Source organism: Chitinimonas prasina (assembly GCF_030160395.1).
Taxonomy (GTDB): Bacteria; Pseudomonadota; Gammaproteobacteria; order Burkholderiales; family Chitinimonadaceae; genus Chitinimonas; species Chitinimonas prasina.
Map to the genome: position 1 here is coordinate 1,165,450 of NZ_BSOG01000001.1, position 16,269 is coordinate 1,181,718.

The window sequence follows — 16,269 nt, forward strand, 5'->3', positions numbered from 1 at the left end:
CCGCTGTTTCCAGGGCGACCTGTTGTTTTTGGTCTGACTTGGTCAATGATCTTAGCCCCCTGCGCAACACGATGCAATTGAGGCAGATCGCGGAGGCTAGCCAGCGTTGCGGCAGACCAGGGAGAACACCGATGGCACAGGCAGCGCCAACGTCCAACGCCAGGCTTGCCCTGGTGCCTGCACTGCCCGTTATCACCCAGCTATGGCCTGCGTTCATCACAGGCTCTCAGGACAGTGGAATATGCTGTGCTACACTGCCGCGCAGCTTGACCGGCCAGTAAACTATTCCCGATGCATGTTGATACCCTGAATCCTGATCAGCCCGATAACCGACTGTTCTCCATGACAGTGGGGTTCTCCCTGCTGGCCCATGTTGTTGTAATCGGCCTGGTCCATTTCACTCCGCCCGATCCGCGTACGCTGTTCAACCGCGCGCCCTTGGAGATCGTGCTGGTCAATGCACGCTCCAAGAATGCACCGGCCAAGGCCGATGTGTTGGCGCAGGCCAACCTGGATGGCGGCGGCAATACCGATGAGGCCAATCGCCGCATCAAGACGCCCTTGCCGGCCCAGCAGGTGTTGCAGCCCAGCAATGAGTTGGTGCATGCCACCCGCCAGCAGCAGGAACAGGAAGAACGCCTGCGCAAATTGCTGGCGCAGGCCCAGATGGCACATAGTCTGAGCGCCGAGGCGGTATTGCGCCCCAGCCCGGTGCCGTCCACCAGCAAGCAGGAAACCGAGGCACTGAACAAGCAGGCCAGCGAGATCGCCCGCCGCGAAGGCGAGATCGCCCGCGAGATCGCTGCCTACCAGTCGCGCCCCCGCATGGCCTACGTGGCCGGCCGCTCCAAGGCGGTGGCCGAGGCCCGTTACGTGGATGACTGGCGTACGGTAGTGGAACGAGTGGGCAACGAGAACTTCCCCACCAGTGCTGGGGGTAAGCGCCTGTACGGCCGCCTGTTGGTGACGGTGGAGATCAACCGCGACGGCAGCCTGCGCAATGTCACCTTCGACAACTGCCGCACCTGCAACAATGATCCGGCCCTGCAGAAAGCAGCTGCCCGCATCCTGGCCCGTTCTGCTCCGTTCCCAGGCTTGCCGCGCGGCATACTGGATCGCCAGGGCGCGCCTGCCGACATTCTGTCCATCACCCGCTCGTGGACCTTCTCACGCGGTGATAACGCCATGACGGCCGAGGAACCGGCCGGGGGCTAGGCCGCCCGACGTGCGTTCAGCGCGGCGGCAAGTCCCGCTGGGCGCCGGCCTTGAGAAATTCAGAGGTAGCATCCACCAGTCTGCGTGCCTGTTCGACGGCACGCTTCAGATGCGGCAGCGCCCGCTCGGCATCGGCCGGATTGCGTTCCAGTATCTGCACAATCTGGCGCAGTTGATCCAGCGAGGGCATCAGCCCGGCGCTGACATTCTCCAGCAGCTTTTCCTTCAGCAGCTTGTCGCTCTCCAGCTCTTCCTTGTCACGCTTGAAGCGTTGCTCCTTGAGCTTCCACGGTGCGATATCCTGGGCGATCAGGCTGTAACCCTTGAGGGCGCCGCCCTGCTTGTGCGCCAGCATGGTCAGCATCACCGGCAGGTTGCGGCCATCACGGCTCACCAAGGCCATCTCGCCCCGCCAGGCGCCATCCTTGGTCGCCAGCGGCAGGCAGGTGTGCAGGAAGTGCGGCTGTGCCCAGGGCGGCAGCAGGTCGGTCATGAACAGCCCGTGCAGCCCCTCAATACCGATCCCCAGCCATTCACGGCCGGCGGCATTGAGATTCTGCAGCTGCCCAGCCGGGTCTGCCCAGGCAATCACCTCGCGGCTGCGCTCCACCACCTCGCTGGCCAGAGTGTGGCGCTCCCGCTCGCGATGCCGGTGATCGGTATCGCGCATGATGGTCAGCAGGCAGTCACGCCCGGCGTGGCGCAGGCTGGTGGTCATGGCCTCCACCCAGCAGGCTGGCCCCTCGCGCGGGGCCAGCAGCCAGTCGTAGCGCTGTGGCCTGCCATGGCGGACGGCATCCAGATAGGCGGCCTCGGCGCGGGCGTCGTAGCCCTCGGTGGTGGCCGAGAAGTCCACCAGCCTCTGCCGTAGCAGCTCTCCCCGGCTGCACCGCAGCATGGCCAGGGTGGCGGCATTGGCATCGAGTATGTCCAGGGTCTGTGCGTCGCGCACCAGCAAGGGGTCGCCGGCCGCCACGAAAACTGCATTGCCTATCTCGTGCGGCACCGCCTGCAGCACCGCAGGCGGCTTGCAGGGGGTGACCAGGCAGTCGATGCGCACCGGCACGCCTGCCTCGTTGGTGGCTACCCGGCAACGGTGCAGTACCCAGCAGGTATCGCCATCACTGGCCATCAGACGGTAGGTGAACTCGACTTCATTGCTGCCGCTCTCGCGCAGCTTGTCCATGCCCAGCCACACTGCCGGCTGGTCTTCGGGGTGGATGGCTTCCAACCAGAAATTGGGGTGCTGGGCCAGCAGGTTAACCTGCTCGCCGTATAGATCGGTGGCCGACTGCGACAGGTACAGCAGGGCATCGCGGCTCAGCGTCATGGCAAAGGCCACCACCTTCAAACCAGACAGGATCGCCCCCCCCTGCTTGTAGCCATCTATCATGGCTTCCGCATTCAGGCTGGGGTTGCTGGGAAAGTATTTCCGAACGAGCACGATATCAAACCGAATTTGTGGGGGGCGGACGATATAATTGCCAGCATAGCACTGCAACCTGCAAGGACACTCCCATCCGTATACTTGGCATAGATCCCGGACTGCGTACCACCGGCTTTGGCGTCATCGACGCTGTGGGCCAGACACGCGTCTACGTGGCCAGCGGCTGCATACGCAGCGGCGAGGGCAGCCTGCCGGCACGGCTCAAGGTACTGCTGGAAGGCATCAGCGAGGTCTGCCAGCGCTATCAGCCGCAACAATCCGCCATTGAGCAGGTGTTCGTCAATGTGAATCCTCAATCCACCCTGCTGCTGGGGCAGGCCCGTGGCGCCGCCATCTCGGCCTTGGTACTGGCCAACCTGCCGGTAGCCGAATACACCGCCCTGCAGGTAAAGCAAGCCGTGGTCGGCAACGGCCATGCTGCCAAGGAGCAGGTCAGCCATATGGTGCAACGGCTGCTCAGCCTCAGCGGCGAACCCCAGTCGGATGCCGCCGACGCCCTGGCCTGCGCCCTGGCGCACGCCAACCACGCCACCGGCGGCCTCGCCAATATCGGCATGAAGTCGCGGCGTGGCCGCTGGGTCAGTATCTGATGCCCTCCCCTGATGACTCGCGGCCCCCTCCCGCACCAACCCCACGGAAAGCCCCAGCATGATAGGCAAACTCACCGGCAAGCTATTGGAAAAACACCCCCCGCAAGTGCTGCTGGATGTCGGCGGCGTGGGTTACGAGGTGGATGTGCCCATGTCCACCCTCTATGTCTTGCCGCATGCAGGCGAACCCGCCTCGCTCTACACCCACTTCGTGGTGCGCGAGGATGCCCAGCTGCTGTTCGGCTTTGCCAGCCGGGCCGAGCGCGAGACTTTCCGGCAGTTGATCAAGGTCAGTGGCATCGGCCCCAAGATTGCCCTGGCCGTGCTCTCGGGCATGACGGCGGATGAGTTAGCCGCCACAGTGGAACGCGAAGATGCCGGCCGCCTGGCCAAGGTGCCCGGCATAGGCAAGAAGACAGCCGAGCGGCTGATACTGGAACTGCGCGGCAAGCTGGCCGGCACCACGGCGCTGCAGGCGCACGCCAGCGGCCTGTTTGCACCGCCTGCCAGCACCCGCGATGATGTGGTGAACGCACTGCTGGCGCTGGGATACAACGAGAAAGAGGCCAATACCGCCATCAAGGCGCTGCCCGAAGATGTCAGCGTCAACGATGGCATTCGACAGGCGCTGAAGTCGCTGGCCAAGGTCTGATGCGGCAGACGGTAAATATGCCGATTGCCCTCGCCAGGGATTATCCCGCCAGGCCAGTTAGTGTACGATCGTTCTCTATTACCATGGAATAAAGTACGGCGGCCATGATCCAGTCCGACAATCTCAGCAGTGCACCCGAGCGCATCGTCACCCCGGTGCGGCAGTCCAGCCAGGAGGAAGCGCTGGAGCGCGCCCTACGGCCCAAGCTGCTGGACGAATACGTAGGCCAGGAGAAAGCCCGCGGCCAGCTGGAGATCTTCATCGAGGCCGCCAAGCGGCGGGCCGAGGCGTTGGACCATGTGCTGCTGTTCGGCCCACCCGGCTTGGGCAAGACCACCCTGGCCAACATCATCGCTCGGGAGCTGGGCGTCAACCTACGCCAGACCTCCGGCCCGGTATTGGAACGGGCTGGCGACTTGGCGGCCATGCTGACCAATCTGGAACCGCATGATGTGCTGTTCATCGACGAAATTCACCGGCTTAGCCCGGTGGTGGAGGAAATCCTCTACCCGGCACTGGAGGATTTCCAGCTCGACATCATGATAGGCGAGGGCCCGGCCGCCCGATCGGTCAAGCTGGACCTGCCACCCTTCACTCTGGTGGGCGCCACCACCCGCGCCGGCATGCTGACCAATCCGCTGCGCGACCGTTTCGGCATTGTGGCGCGGCTGGAGTTCTATACCCCGGCCGAACTGACCCGTATCGTCAATCGCTCTGCCAGCCTGCTGAACATGGAGATTGATGACGAAGGCGCTTACGAGGTGGCACGCCGCTCGCGCGGCACCCCCCGTATTGCCAACCGCTTGCTGCGGCGAGTGCGCGACTTTGCCGAGGTCAAGCACGATGGCCGCGTCAGCCGCACGGTGGCAGACGCCGCACTGTCCATGCTGGATGTGGACCATGCCGGCCTTGATGTGATGGACCGCAAGCTGCTGTCTGCCGTGATTGAGAAGTTTGGTGGCGGGCCGGTAGGATTGGACAATGTGGCCGCCGCCATAGGCGAAGCAGCCGATACCATAGAAGATGTGCTGGAACCGTACCTGATCCAGCAGGGTCTGTTGCAACGCACACCGCGTGGCCGCATGGCCACCCTGCTGGCCTATGAACACTTCGGGCTCAAGCCGGCCGGCCAATAGATCTTCGACACGCCATGCCTCCCCGCGCTGCCGGGCGGCAGTGGGTCGCGGTTTTAAGCTGCCGTTCAGCTTGCGCTCAGTTAACCATTAGCATACTCCGCGGCTCGCACGCCGCTGATCGTCCCGTAAAGAAGGAACCCGAGCTTGGAAGCCACCCTCACCACCGATGAATTGTCCATCTTCAGCCTGATAGGCAACGCCAGCATAGTGGTGCAGATCGTGATGGCGATACTGCTGCTGATGTCCCTGCTGTCGTGGTGGCATATCTTCGTCAAATGGTTTGGCCTGCGTAATGCCGCCAGCAAGACCGACAGCTTCGAGACGTCCTTCTGGGGCGGTTCGGATCTCAACACCCTGTACCAGCAGGTCAGCCGCGACAACAACAGCGCCGGCATGGAAAAGATCTTCGAGGCCGGCTTTGCCGAGTTCCTCAAGCTGCGCCGGCAGAACGGCCACGATATGGGCGCCCTGATGGAAGGCACCCGCCGCGCCATGAAGGCCGCCTGCCAGCGCGAGGTGGACAGGCTGGACGCCCACACCAACTTCCTTGCCACCGTGGGCTCCATCTCTCCCTATGTGGGCCTGCTGGGTACCGTCTGGGGCATCATGAATGCCTTCCGAGGCTTGGCCAATGTGGGCCAGGCCACCCTGTCGCACGTGGCCCCAGGCATTGCCGAGGCGCTGGTGGCCACGGCCATTGGCCTGTTTGCCGCCATTCCGGCCGTGGTGGCCTACAACCGCTTCTCGCATGATGTAGACCGCCTGGCCAACCGCTTCGACAGCTTTATCGAAGAGTTCAGCAATATCCTGCAACGGCAGGCCACCAAATGACGCACCAACTGCCGCAAACCCTGCTGCGCCTGGCCCTGCTGCTGATACTGGCGGCCAGTTCGCTGGCGGCACAGGCCAAGGTATTCCTGTGGGAAGCGGAGCGCGATGGCCAGCGTATCTGGCTGCTGGGCTCCATCCACCTGGGCCGCGCCGATCTCTACCCCCTGCCCGCTGCCATTGAGGCGGCCTACAAGGAGGCCGACACCCTGGCGGTGGAGGCCGATATCAGCGACCCGGTGGCATTCGTGCCGCTGACCGCCATGGCCATGCTGCCGGCCGAGCAAAGCCTGGGCAGCATGCTGAGCCCGGCGCAGAACCGCCAACTCAACCAGGCCCTGGCCCGCGTCAACCTGCCACGCGTAGCGGCAGACCGGATGAAGCCTTGGCTGCTGGCGCTGACCCTGGGAGTGCTGGAGATGCAGCGCCTGGGCTTTCAGCCCCAGAACGGCATAGACATGCACTTTCTGCAGCGCGCCCGTAGCGATCGCAAGAAGGTGCTGGAGCTGGAATCGGTCAAGGCCCAGTTCGAGCTTTTCGACAGCCTGACGCAGGAAGAAAGCCTGAATTTCCTGCTCAGCACCCTGGAGCCCATCAACAAGCAGCAGCTCAAGCCCATGCTGGAATCCACCATGGCGGCCTGGCAGCGTGGCGACGCCAATGCCCTGCGCCGGGTGATCGATGACGCCATGCCCAACGACCCGCTGAGTCGCCGCCTGAACGACAAGCTGCTGGGCCAGCGCAACCGCACCATGGCCGACAAGATTGCCAGCATGGCCGCCGCCCGCCCGCCGCTGGTGGTGGTGGGTGCCGGCCACCTGGCCGGCGACGACAGTGTGCTGGAACTGCTGAAGACCCGCGGTTTCCGTATCAAACAATATTGAGCTACCACCGCCCGGGCGCATGAGCAGCCAGGGCAGGTGGTCGGGAAGAAGGTGTACATATGGCCAGACGACAACGCCGCGCCAAGGCTGAAATCAACGTCGTGCCCTATATCGACGTGATGCTGGTATTGCTGGTCATCTTCATGGTGGCCACCCCCATGATGCAGCCTGGCGTGGTCAATCTGCCCTCGGTGGACAAGGCCGACCGCGCCTTGGACGTCAAGCCTCTGCGGGTGGAGGTCAGCCGTGACGAATTGATGACGCTGGAAGATGCGGGCAAGTCCGACAAGCTGGCCACCACCGACGACCTGATCGCTGCGGTGAAGGCCAGAACCGTGGCGCAGGCGCGACCGGTATTGATCAGAGGTGACAAAGAAGTGCGATATGACGCTATCATTAAGGTGATGAACGCCTTGAAGAAGAGCGGCGTCGAGCGAGTGGGCCTGGAGGTCATGCCGGAACGATGAGCAGATCGGACCCGCGCGAAGAGCATCGCGCCCTCTCGTTTGTACTGGCCGTCACCATGCACGGCGTGATCGCCGCCCTGCTCTACTTTGGCGTGCAATGGCAAACCCAGCCTGCCGCACCAGTCGAGGTAGAGCTGTGGGCCGGTGCGCAGGAAGCCGTGCGAGAACCGCAAACCAAGCCACAGCCCAAACCCAGGGAGGCGGCGCCCGAACCCGAGCCGGAACCTACCCCGGCCAAGCCCGACATACAGCTGGAGCCTGCCAAACCGCGGAAAAAACCGGAAAAGCCCAAGCCTGAACCCAAACCCGAACCGCCCAAACCCGTGGTCGAGCCCAGGAAGGTGGAGCCCAAGCCGGAGAAGAAACCCAACAAGGTGCTGCAGGAACTGGCCGGTAAGCTCGACAAACCACCGGTGGACGCCAGTGTCTCGCTCAACGCTCTGGCAGCCCGCCAGCAGGCGGCCGAAGCCGGCGCGAAGGCCAGTGCCATGGAAGCCTACTACGCCCGCGTACGTAATCTGATACGCCGCAATATGAACTACCCCGACGATCAGGCGGGGAACCCGGAGGCCGAGTTCAGTGTCACCTTACTGCCGGATATGTCGGTGCTGAGCGCAGAACTGAGCAAATCCAGTGGCAATGCGGCTTTCGATGAAGCGGCCAAACGCGCCATTCTGCGTACCAGCCAGTACCCAACCCTGCCGGCCGGAGTTGATTTCTCCAGCCTGCGCAAACACAAGCTGAAATTCCGTCTGCGTGATGCCTAGTCCCCGTTATGAACCTGCCTACGTTTTCCGCCAGTAGCACGACTACGGCAGCGCATTGCCTACCCCACCCCAGGCGCGCACGCCTGAGCCGGTGCGGCGTACTGGCAGCCACCTTGCTGGGCCTAGGGTTGGCGGGCTGTGCCAAGCCCAGCGCCCCCCCGCCGGTCGAGGCGCCCGCCCCTGTGGTCAGCCCAGCGCCGGCACCAGTGGTGGCCACACCATCGCGCGATGAGCTGCTGGCGCAGTATGTGGACAAAGTACGTCGCCTGATACGCAGCAAGATGGTCTACAAAGGCAAGACCGGCAACCCCGATGCCCTGTTCGAAGTCACCCTGCAGCCCGACATGCGCATCCAGGCCGTACGCCGCGTCAGCTCCAGTGGCAACAAGGCTTTTGACCAGGCGGTGCAACGTGCCATACAAAAAGCGGGCAGCTACCCGCCCCTGCCCGAGGGGCTGGAGTTTTCCCTGTTCATGACCCACAAGATCAAATATCGACTCAATGACCTGCGCTAATCCACTACGCTACCTTGCCACCCTGCTGCTGGCCTGTTGCGCCCTGAGCAGCCGGGCCGATATCACCATAGACGTGACCGGCACCGGTACACGCCAGTTCCCGGTTGCCATCGGCACCCTGTCCGGCGAGGCCGTGCTGAAGGAGCCGCTGACCGCCATCATCCGCGCCGACCTGGCGGGCAGTGGCCGCTTCAAGCTGGTAGAGACCGGCACCACCCCGCCGGTCGAATCGCCGGTGGCGGCCGAACTGGCCGACTGGAAAGCCCGTGGCGCCGATGCCCTGAGTAGCGGCACGGTGCAACTGGCTGCCGACGGCAGCGCCGTGATACGGCTGCGGCTGCACGATACCGTGACCCAGAAGCCGATCGCCGGCTTTGAGGTAAGGGCCCGAGCCAGCGAGCTGCGCGGCGTGGCCCACCAGCTGGCCGACCAGATCTATGAGGCGCTGACCGGAGAGCGCGGCGTGTTTGCCACTCGCATTGCCTATGTGCTCAAGCAAGGCAAACGCTACTCGCTGCAGGTGGCCGATGCCGATGGCCACAATACCCAGACGGTGATGGCCTCAAACGAGCCCATCATGTCGCCGGTATGGTCCATGGACGGCAGCAAACTGGCCTATGTCAGCTTCGAGCGCAAGAAGGCCATCGTCTTCGTGCAGGATCTGCTGAGCGGCGCCCGTCGCCCGGTCGCCGCCTTCAAGGGCAGCAACAGCGCCCCGGCCTTCTCCCCCGATGGCGGCACCCTGGCGGTGACCCTGACCATCGACGGTATTTCCCAGATCTATCTGGTGGATGCCAGCGGCAGCGGTTCGCCCCGCCGGCTGACCCGTAGCAGCGCCATCGATACCGAGCCCACCTTCTCGCCCGATGGCCGCACCATCGCCTTTACCTCGGACCGGGGCGGCAGCCCACAGATCTACACCGTGCCGGTAGGCGGCGGCGAGCCGCAGCGCCTGACCTTCGACAGCAGCTACAACGTCTCGCCGGCCTTCTCGCCCGATGGCAAATCGCTTACCTATATCCGCCGCGATGAAGGCCGCTTCGTGGTCGCCTCCATGGACCTGGCTTCGCGCCAGAGCCTGACGCTCAGCCAGGGCAGCTACGACGAATCGCCGAGCTTTGCCCCCAATGGCAAGCTGATTCTTTACGCCAGCGAGACCGGCAACCGAGGCACGTTGGGCACGGTGTCCAGCGATGGCCAGACCCGCCAGCGCCTGTCGGCCAACGGCGATGCCCGCGAGCCGGCCTGGGGGCCCTACATCGGGCAAATTGCCGTGACTCGACTATCCTCAAACCCATAATCCCTATCACCACAACATGATGAAATATTTCAGCCAGGAGATCGCCATGAAGAAAACCCTCGCCAGCCTCACGCTCGTTGGCCTGCTTGCCGCCTGTGCCAGCACCACCCCCGCGCCGGTCGAGAACAAGGCCCCCGATGCGACGCCTACGCCTAGCACCAATAACAGCAATACCAGCACCCAGCCTGTGCAGCCCAGCCAGGGTAGCAAGCTGGATCCGCTGAATGACCCAGCCAGCATGCTGTCCAAGCGTGGCGTGTATTTCGACTACGACAAGTACGACGTCCGTGCCGACCAGCAAGCCCTGGTCGAGGCCCATGGCCGCTACCTGGCCGCCAACCCCGGCCGCTCGGTGCGGGTGGAAGGCAATGCCGACGAGCGCGGCAGCCGTGAATACAACCTGGCCCTGGGTCAGAAGCGCGCCGAAGCAGTGCGCAAGGCCCTGAGCGTGGTCGGCGCCAAGGACGGCCAGATCGAAGCCACCAGCAATGGCGAAGAGAAGCCGCGCGCCACCGACAAGGACGAGGCCAGCTACGCTGAGAATCGTCGTGCCGACATGGTCTACAACGGCGAGTAATCCCCCCGGGGGCTGGCCTGCCAGCCCCCGTCTGTTTCCCCACCCCGTGTCCGCACGGGGTTTTGCATGACAGGATGACAACGATGCAGATGCGGCTTCTTTCCCTAGCCCTGCTGTCGGCCCTGGCCCTACCGGCCCAGGCCGGGCTGTTCGATGACGACGAAGCCCGCAAGCAGATTGCCGAAGTGCGCAACCAGGCCGAGGCCAAGCTGACGGCAGTGAATGAGCGGGTAGACCAGCTCGACAGCCGCAGCAGCCAGAAGCTGGTTGAGATTACCGGCCAGTTAAGTGAGCTGAGCCAGCAGATAGCCCAGCTGCGCGGCCAGTTGGAGGTGATCACCTTCAATCTGCAAGGTCTGCAGAAGCGCCAGCAGGACCTCTATGTCGACCTCGATACCCGCTTGCGCAATATCGAGGAAGGCAAGAACAAGCCGCTGACAGCGAGTGCCGAAGCGCAGAATGCCGCGCTGGAAGCCGAGGCGGCCAGCGCCTATGAGGCGGCCTACAACCAGTACCGCGAAGGCAAGCTCAAGCCTGCCATCGAGGCCTTGGGCAGTATCAGCAGCAAATACGCCACCAGCCAAGTCGCGCCCAATGCCCTGTTCTGGCTAGGCATGGCCCAGGCACAGGCCGGCAGCATAGCGGCGGCCCAGCTCAGCTGGCGCAAGCTGGTCGATGCCTACCCGGAACATGCCAAGTCACCCGATGCACTGCGGGCCATCGCCAGCGTGCAACTGGAAAAAGGCGACAAGAAGGGCGCTGCCCGTACGCTGAAAGAACTGACCGCCAGCTACCCTGGCACCGAAGCGGCCAAGGAAGCAGAAAAGCAGCTCAAGAAACTGTAAGAGCCTGCTCAAGTAAGCGCCTGCCATGGTGCAAGGTGACGGAATGCATGGGCGCCAGGGCAACCCTGGTGCCGGACGTCAGCTCAGCCGGAATCTGTAGGCGCCCCCTGATTGAACCCCCACCACTGCGACGGAAGCCCACCTTGCACGCAGCGTGGCGGGCGCCTCGCTGGCGCTCGCCATCATTTTGAATTAGCTTCCGCTGTTCAATTTTTAAGTTCATAACAGGCGCCTAAGGACTGTTTGCCATGACTGCACGTACCGAGCTGTACCCGGCCATCGAACCCCATCGCCATGGCATGCTGCCGCTGGATGCACGACACACCATGTATTGGGAAGAATCAGGGAACCCCGACGGGGTGCCGGTGCTGTTCCTGCACGGCGGGCCTGGTGCTGGCGCAGGGGCCAAGCATAGGCAGTTCTTTGATCCGGCCTACTACCGCATCGTCATCTTCGACCAGCGAGGTGCCGGCCGCTCCACGCCGCTAGGCGAGCTGCAGGACAACACTACCCAGCACCTGATTGCCGATATCGAGCAGCTGCGCACCACCCTGGGGGTGGAGCGCTGGCTGGTATTCGGCGGTTCCTGGGGCTCCACCCTGGCACTGGCCTATGGCGAGGCCCATCCCGAGCGTTGCCTGGGCTTTGTGCTGCGCGGCGTGTTTCTGTGCCGGCCATGGGAGATAGACTGGTTCATGCGCGGCATGCGGCAGTTCTTCCCCGAGGCCTGGGACCGCTTCGCAAGCTATCTGCCAAATGATGAGCGGGACGACCTGCTGGGCAACTACCACCGCCGCCTCAACGACCCGGCCCACAGTGTGCATATGCCCGCCGCCCGCATCTGGAGCGTCTATGAGGGTGAATGCGCCACCCTGTTCCCTGATCCAGCGGTGCAGGCCAACTACGGCAGCGACACGGTCGCACTTGGGGTGGGCCGCATCGAGGCGCACTACTTCGTCAACCGCATCTTCCTGCCCGAAAACGACCTGCTGGCTCAGGTAGGCCGCATCCAGCATCTGCCCATGATTACCGTGCAAGGGCGCTACGACGTGCTGTGCCCGCCAGTCTCGGCCTGGGAGCTGCACCAGGCCTGGCCTGGCTCGGAACTGACCATTGTGCAGGATGCCGGCCATTCGGCCTGGGAGCCGGGCATCACCCGTGGCCTGGTCGCTGCCTGCGAGGCGATGAAGACCCGGATGGCGACCAGCGTTTGATGGCCGGGGCCGGCTCACTTCGCCAGGCCGTGCGCTAAAGGCCTGGGAGCTTGCCTGGCCGTCTTCATCGCTGTATCTGCTGCTAGACAGCAAGTACACGGCGATTCATCGCTTGAAGTAAGCCTTACCTTGCACCGCAGGTGCATTATCCCAAGCCTCTCATCTTGTCCTGTCGCAGGGGCAAGGCGAGAGGCTTTTGGCAGCCCGCCAGGAAGGCAGCTACCTGACGAAACACGGCAGCTAGTGCCGGCATATGTCAAATGGGTAAGATATATGCGCGCAAGAAGATGTCCATGCTTTGTGCATTTTCACGGTTTGCGTTGTGTTGGCATGGTAATTGACTAGCTGCATCCTCCCGCTACGGCTGGGTACCGATGATGACCTGTCATCGCGGCCCCGCCCAGCGTCGACGAGGACACCCATGACTTACCTGCAACGCCCTATCCGCCGCGCGCTGCTGGCATCCCTGATTGCTACCGCATTTCAGGCGCCCGCCATGGCTTTCGAGTGCCAGACACCGATGTATGCCAAGAGCGGCCGGCTCTGCCTGCCGGCGGTGAACGTTAGCGCCGGCAGCTGGGTGGATCAGTACGATGCCTTGCTGACACTGGTGCCAGGGAGCGACCCCATGCGGTTCAGGCTGGAGCAGGGCAAGCTGACCACCGACCGCCCCGGCATGGCTGTGCTCAACCTGCATGATGGCAAGCTGCTGATACCGGCGCTGTCGGTGGACCTGGGCAGCGGCATGCAGGTGATGGAGGCCGAGCTGGCGCTGCTGGCTGGGGTGGAGCCGATAGAATTTGTACTGTCCAACGCCAAGGCCGGGCCCTTGGTGCCGAACCCGGCCGAGATCGCCATTCAGGATGGCAAGCTGTTGCTGCCCGATGTGGTCACCACGCTGGGCGAAAAAGGCGCGGTGCGGCGACTGCGTGGCGTGTTCGCGGCCAGCAGCGAGAGCGGCGTGCTCAAGCTGCGTCTGCTCGATCATGGCGAGGCCACAACCACCAGTCGCCCGGCGCTTTATTCGGTAGCCGACGGCAATCTGGTGGTGCCGGCCCTGCGGCTGGACGGCAAGCTGGTGCGCGCCCTGTTTGCACCCGACCGCGAGGGCTGGACCCTGCACGCCAGCACCGAACTGGCCGAGCCCCAGCCCGGCGGGGGTGAAGGCGGCGGAGACGGGGATGGCGGCGGCACGGGTGGCGGCACCGGCGGAGGGAACGGCGGGGGCACGGGTGGCAGTGAGCCCAATCCGGCCAGCTATCTCAGCACTCCCAGGCTGGGGGCGCATGATGTCGATGCTGGCGGTAAACCGCGCAGCCTGCGCAATGATCTCAAGGGGAGCCTCACTGCCATGGTGCAGTTTGGCCAGAGCCACACCATACAGCCCCAGGGCAATCGTGCGCTGAATCTGCCAACGCTGGTAGCCCAGCGGGCGGCCCTGCTGCTGGTCAGCCCGGCCAGCGAGGTCAAGTCGCTCAAGGTCAGGGTGACAATCAACGGCCAGGACAAAGGCAGTTACGCACTCAAGCACCCTAACCTGATACCGCGTTCGGACTATGCCGACAATTCAGGACGTGAGGACGTGCTGTACTCGCGGCGAGCCTGGACAGTGACCCTGCCCTGGGAGCTGGTGCAGCCCGGCATGGCGCTGCAGTTCGAAGATGAGCAGGGACGCAACGGCACCCTGGAGGCCGACCAGATCGAGATGGCAGCGCCGGCCGAGATGGTGATACACAGCCTGCGCCTGGGCATGCTGACCGATGCCCCGGTCAGCGACGACCATTACATGCTGACGCAACCGGCCAAGGCGGCAGCCGACTATTTTCAGACCGTGCCGCTGGCCCGCCTGACGCTGGCCCACTACGAGACCATGAAGCTAGACAAGGTCATGGTGGCGAGCGGGGAAATCTATACCACGGCCAGCAAGGACCAGGGCGGTACCTACGACGGAGACATGCGCGAGAACGTGGCCAAGGCCCAGGTCAGCACCGGTATCAATCTGGCGAACTTCGGCATAGCCAGCGCCCGCATGAATCAATCCAACCCGCATGTGTATAACCGCCGCACCCTGCACCATGCCCAGGGCCTGTACGCCAACGGCGTGCAAGGCCACGGCCTGAGCGGCGGCAATGGCATGGCCACCCTCTACAGCTCCTGGGGCAATGAGCTGAGCCATGAGCTGGGGCACTCCTATGAGCTGGGCCACTACCCAGGGGCCGATTTCTCCGACCCGGTCACCGACCAGAAGCTGATGCACGCCTCCCACCATAGCGAAAGCGGCTGGGGTTATATCGCCTATCGTGACCGCATGCGCGCCAACCTGCACTGGAGCTGGGCTTATGGCGATGGCAAATCCGACATCAATGGCAAACCCTTCGGCCAGAGCTTCGCCGGCCTCTACCTCTACAACCGCGATGCCATGGCGGGTGGCGAAGTGGTGAGCGCGTTGTCCCGCTACACCCATCACACCGGTTATAGCGCCCTGCGCATACAGGATCACCTGACGCTGGGACGCTATCGCTACCCCAGCCATGTCGCCCGCCCGGTGCCCGATGCTAGCTACCCCAGCGGCTACAAGAGCTGGAGCGTAGCACTGGGCAAGTACATCGATACCCGCCAGGCCAACCCGGCATTCAACTACCTGGCACCCAGCAAGGTGGGCGTACCGGTGTTTACCCTGCTGGGCGGCTACAACCCGGCCAATGCCGCGCAAAACCTCATCTATCCGGCTTTCCGCAGCAACTATGGCAACGTCTTCAAGCTGCCGGAGCCGGATCTGAATGCCGCGTCGCGCCAATGCTGGATGGCCATCAGCTACCGTGATGGCAAGCTGCAGCGGGTCAGTCTTGACCCCAGTGATGGTGTCAAACAGTTCCAGATCAATCTGGAGGAAGCCGCCACCCCGACCGAAGCCAAGCTCACCTGTCGCCAGGCCGGCCAGGAGACCGTGCTGTTCCGGCAGTCCATTCCTACCGGCCTGCCCCCCATGCCCGCCCCGGCGATCGTGGGGCAGGAGGCCGGCTATGAAGTGCTGCGCAAGCAGGAGATGGCCGAGCTGGATGGCCAACTGCAGGCGCTGGCAGGACAATCTGTCCCCTTGTTGCCAGCGGAAGCCGCCGCCAAGCTGGCCGGCTGGGGCACGCAGTTGCAGGGCCTGGGCGCCAGTGCCAGCAAAGTGGCCGAGCGCATTGCCGCCCAGCGGGCTGCAGCCCAGGAAATCGATGCCTTCCTCAATCGCTATCGTACCGAACTGGGCCAAGGCAGCCAGGACCACAAGCGCCAGCTGGCCGAACTGTTACGCCGCACCGGCCTGGCCGAAAGCAGCGAACGTCTGCTCCCCCAGGGTGGGCGGCTGACGATACACGGCGGCAAATGCCTCAAGCTCGACACAGCAGCCTATCCACCGCTGCCTGTCACCGTCCCCGCCGCCAGCTGCAGCAATGAGCCTGAGCAGCAATGGTTCAGCGATGCCCGTGGCGCCATCCACAACCGTGCCCGGCCCGAGCTTTGCCTGAGCAGTGACGGCAGCTGGGCCAAGGCCGTGACCATGGCGCCATGCAGCCTGGCGGCCACCGGCCAGGTCTGGCGACAGCAGGCAGACGGCCATATCCAGTACGGCCCCAACACCGGGCGGGTGCTGGATCTGGCTACCGGCCCCAATCATCTGGTGCTGTACTCCCAGCACAGCGGCAGCAACCAACTGTTCAGCCCCCTGCCCGTCAGCGCCAGCGCGGCGGTGGTGCTGCTACCAAGCGAGCAGATTGCCCGCCTGTATGACTTGCGTATGAATTGAGCGCTGACGAAAACTAAACGGCCCTGCGGGGCCGTTTCT

The 16,269-nt window shown here is 63.9% G+C and carries 15 protein-coding genes; 14 read left to right on the forward strand and 1 reads right to left on the reverse strand.

Translation table 11 applies throughout. The features are described from left to right. The first annotated feature begins 291 nt into the window (after positions 1–291). Entirely contained in the window at positions 292–1,215 is a 924-nt protein-coding gene (locus tag QQK16_RS05390) for a hypothetical protein (protein ID WP_284195402.1), read from the forward strand. A 16-nt stretch (positions 1,216–1,231) separates the two neighbouring features. Here the strand turns inward: QQK16_RS05390 and QQK16_RS05395 are convergent, their stop codons facing one another. Continuing rightward, positions 1,232–2,659, reverse strand: a complete 1,428-nt coding sequence (locus QQK16_RS05395; protein ID WP_284195403.1) for a PAS domain-containing protein — start codon at positions 2,657–2,659, stop codon at positions 1,232–1,234. Between the two features lie 74 nt (positions 2,660–2,733). On the opposite strand from QQK16_RS05395, the gene ruvC reads away from it, so the two are divergent. The 13 genes from ruvC (at position 2,734) to QQK16_RS05460 (ending at position 16,230) form a co-directional block, all read left to right on the forward strand. Then, positions 2,734–3,252 (forward strand): crossover junction endodeoxyribonuclease RuvC, encoded by a 519-nt coding sequence (ruvC, locus tag QQK16_RS05400; protein WP_284195791.1) that lies wholly within the window; start codon positions 2,734–2,736, stop codon positions 3,250–3,252. A 58-nt stretch (positions 3,253–3,310) separates the two neighbouring features. Beyond that, complete coding sequence (gene ruvA, locus QQK16_RS05405; RefSeq protein WP_284195404.1) at positions 3,311–3,904, forward strand: Holliday junction branch migration protein RuvA; 594 nt, start codon at positions 3,311–3,313, stop codon at positions 3,902–3,904. A 104-nt stretch (positions 3,905–4,008) separates the two neighbouring features. Beyond that, complete coding sequence (gene ruvB / locus QQK16_RS05410) at positions 4,009–5,040, forward strand: Holliday junction branch migration DNA helicase RuvB (protein WP_284195405.1); 1,032 nt, start codon at positions 4,009–4,011, stop codon at positions 5,038–5,040. Positions 5,041–5,184: 144 nt separating this feature from the next. Further along, positions 5,185–5,871: a protein TolQ gene (gene tolQ / locus QQK16_RS05415; protein WP_284195406.1), complete on the forward strand. Its 687-nt coding sequence runs from the start codon at positions 5,185–5,187 to the stop codon at positions 5,869–5,871. Next, positions 5,868–6,752 (forward strand): TraB/GumN family protein, encoded by an 885-nt coding sequence (locus tag QQK16_RS05420; RefSeq protein ID WP_284195407.1) that lies wholly within the window; start codon positions 5,868–5,870, stop codon positions 6,750–6,752. The genes tolQ and QQK16_RS05420 overlap by 4 nt, the downstream gene beginning before the upstream one ends. A gap of 59 nt (positions 6,753–6,811) precedes the next feature. Then, positions 6,812–7,219 (forward strand): protein TolR, encoded by a 408-nt coding sequence (gene tolR, locus QQK16_RS05425; RefSeq protein ID WP_284195408.1) that lies wholly within the window; start codon positions 6,812–6,814, stop codon positions 7,217–7,219. Beyond that, positions 7,216–7,986, forward strand: a complete 771-nt coding sequence (locus QQK16_RS05430; protein ID WP_284195409.1) for an energy transducer TonB — start codon at positions 7,216–7,218, stop codon at positions 7,984–7,986. The genes tolR and QQK16_RS05430 overlap by 4 nt, the downstream gene beginning before the upstream one ends. A gap of 8 nt (positions 7,987–7,994) precedes the next feature. Then, on the forward strand, positions 7,995–8,501 hold the full coding sequence (locus QQK16_RS05435) for an energy transducer TonB (RefSeq protein ID WP_284195410.1): 507 nt from the start codon (positions 7,995–7,997) through the stop codon (positions 8,499–8,501). Next, on the forward strand, positions 8,488–9,801 hold the full coding sequence (gene tolB / locus QQK16_RS05440; RefSeq protein ID WP_284195411.1) for a Tol-Pal system beta propeller repeat protein TolB: 1,314 nt from the start codon (positions 8,488–8,490) through the stop codon (positions 9,799–9,801). Before QQK16_RS05435 ends, tolB begins: the two co-directional genes overlap by 14 nt. A 46-nt stretch (positions 9,802–9,847) precedes the next feature. Further along, entirely contained in the window at positions 9,848–10,378 is a 531-nt protein-coding gene (gene pal, locus QQK16_RS05445; RefSeq protein WP_284195412.1) for a peptidoglycan-associated lipoprotein Pal, read from the forward strand. 83 nt (positions 10,379–10,461) lie between these two features. After that, the gene (locus QQK16_RS05450) at positions 10,462–11,223 is read left to right on the forward strand and encodes a YbgF trimerization domain-containing protein (RefSeq protein WP_284195413.1); all 762 of its coding nucleotides are present in this window, start codon (positions 10,462–10,464) and stop codon (positions 11,221–11,223) included. A 248-nt stretch (positions 11,224–11,471) separates the two neighbouring features. Then, on the forward strand, positions 11,472–12,437 hold the full coding sequence (gene pip / locus QQK16_RS05455; RefSeq protein ID WP_284195414.1) for a prolyl aminopeptidase: 966 nt from the start codon (positions 11,472–11,474) through the stop codon (positions 12,435–12,437). 421 nt (positions 12,438–12,858) lie between these two features. Then, on the forward strand, positions 12,859–16,230 hold the full coding sequence (locus QQK16_RS05460; protein WP_284195415.1) for a M66 family metalloprotease: 3,372 nt from the start codon (positions 12,859–12,861) through the stop codon (positions 16,228–16,230). Positions 16,231–16,269: the final 39 nt, after the last annotated feature.

What these genes read in the sequence shown, in the direction of transcription:
- pip (WP_284195414.1), top strand. Translation starts at nt 11,472, where the DNA reads ATGACTGCACGTACCGAGCTGTACCCGGCCATCGAACCCCATCGCCAT.
- QQK16_RS05430 (WP_284195409.1), top strand. Translation starts at nt 7,216, where the DNA reads ATGAGCAGATCGGACCCGCGCGAAGAGCATCGCGCCCTCTCGTTTGTA.
- tolR (WP_284195408.1), top strand. Translation starts at nt 6,812, where the DNA reads ATGGCCAGACGACAACGCCGCGCCAAGGCTGAAATCAACGTCGTGCCC.
- QQK16_RS05390 (WP_284195402.1), top strand. Translation starts at nt 292, where the DNA reads ATGCATGTTGATACCCTGAATCCTGATCAGCCCGATAACCGACTGTTC.
- QQK16_RS05420 (WP_284195407.1), top strand. Translation starts at nt 5,868, where the DNA reads ATGACGCACCAACTGCCGCAAACCCTGCTGCGCCTGGCCCTGCTGCTG.
- ruvA (WP_284195404.1), top strand. Translation starts at nt 3,311, where the DNA reads ATGATAGGCAAACTCACCGGCAAGCTATTGGAAAAACACCCCCCGCAA.
- QQK16_RS05435 (WP_284195410.1), top strand. Translation starts at nt 7,995, where the DNA reads ATGAACCTGCCTACGTTTTCCGCCAGTAGCACGACTACGGCAGCGCAT.
- QQK16_RS05460 (WP_284195415.1), top strand. Translation starts at nt 12,859, where the DNA reads ATGACTTACCTGCAACGCCCTATCCGCCGCGCGCTGCTGGCATCCCTG.
- pal (WP_284195412.1), top strand. Translation starts at nt 9,848, where the DNA reads ATGAAGAAAACCCTCGCCAGCCTCACGCTCGTTGGCCTGCTTGCCGCC.
- ruvB (WP_284195405.1), top strand. Translation starts at nt 4,009, where the DNA reads ATGATCCAGTCCGACAATCTCAGCAGTGCACCCGAGCGCATCGTCACC.
- tolB (WP_284195411.1), top strand. Translation starts at nt 8,488, where the DNA reads ATGACCTGCGCTAATCCACTACGCTACCTTGCCACCCTGCTGCTGGCC.
- QQK16_RS05450 (WP_284195413.1), top strand. Translation starts at nt 10,462, where the DNA reads ATGCAGATGCGGCTTCTTTCCCTAGCCCTGCTGTCGGCCCTGGCCCTA.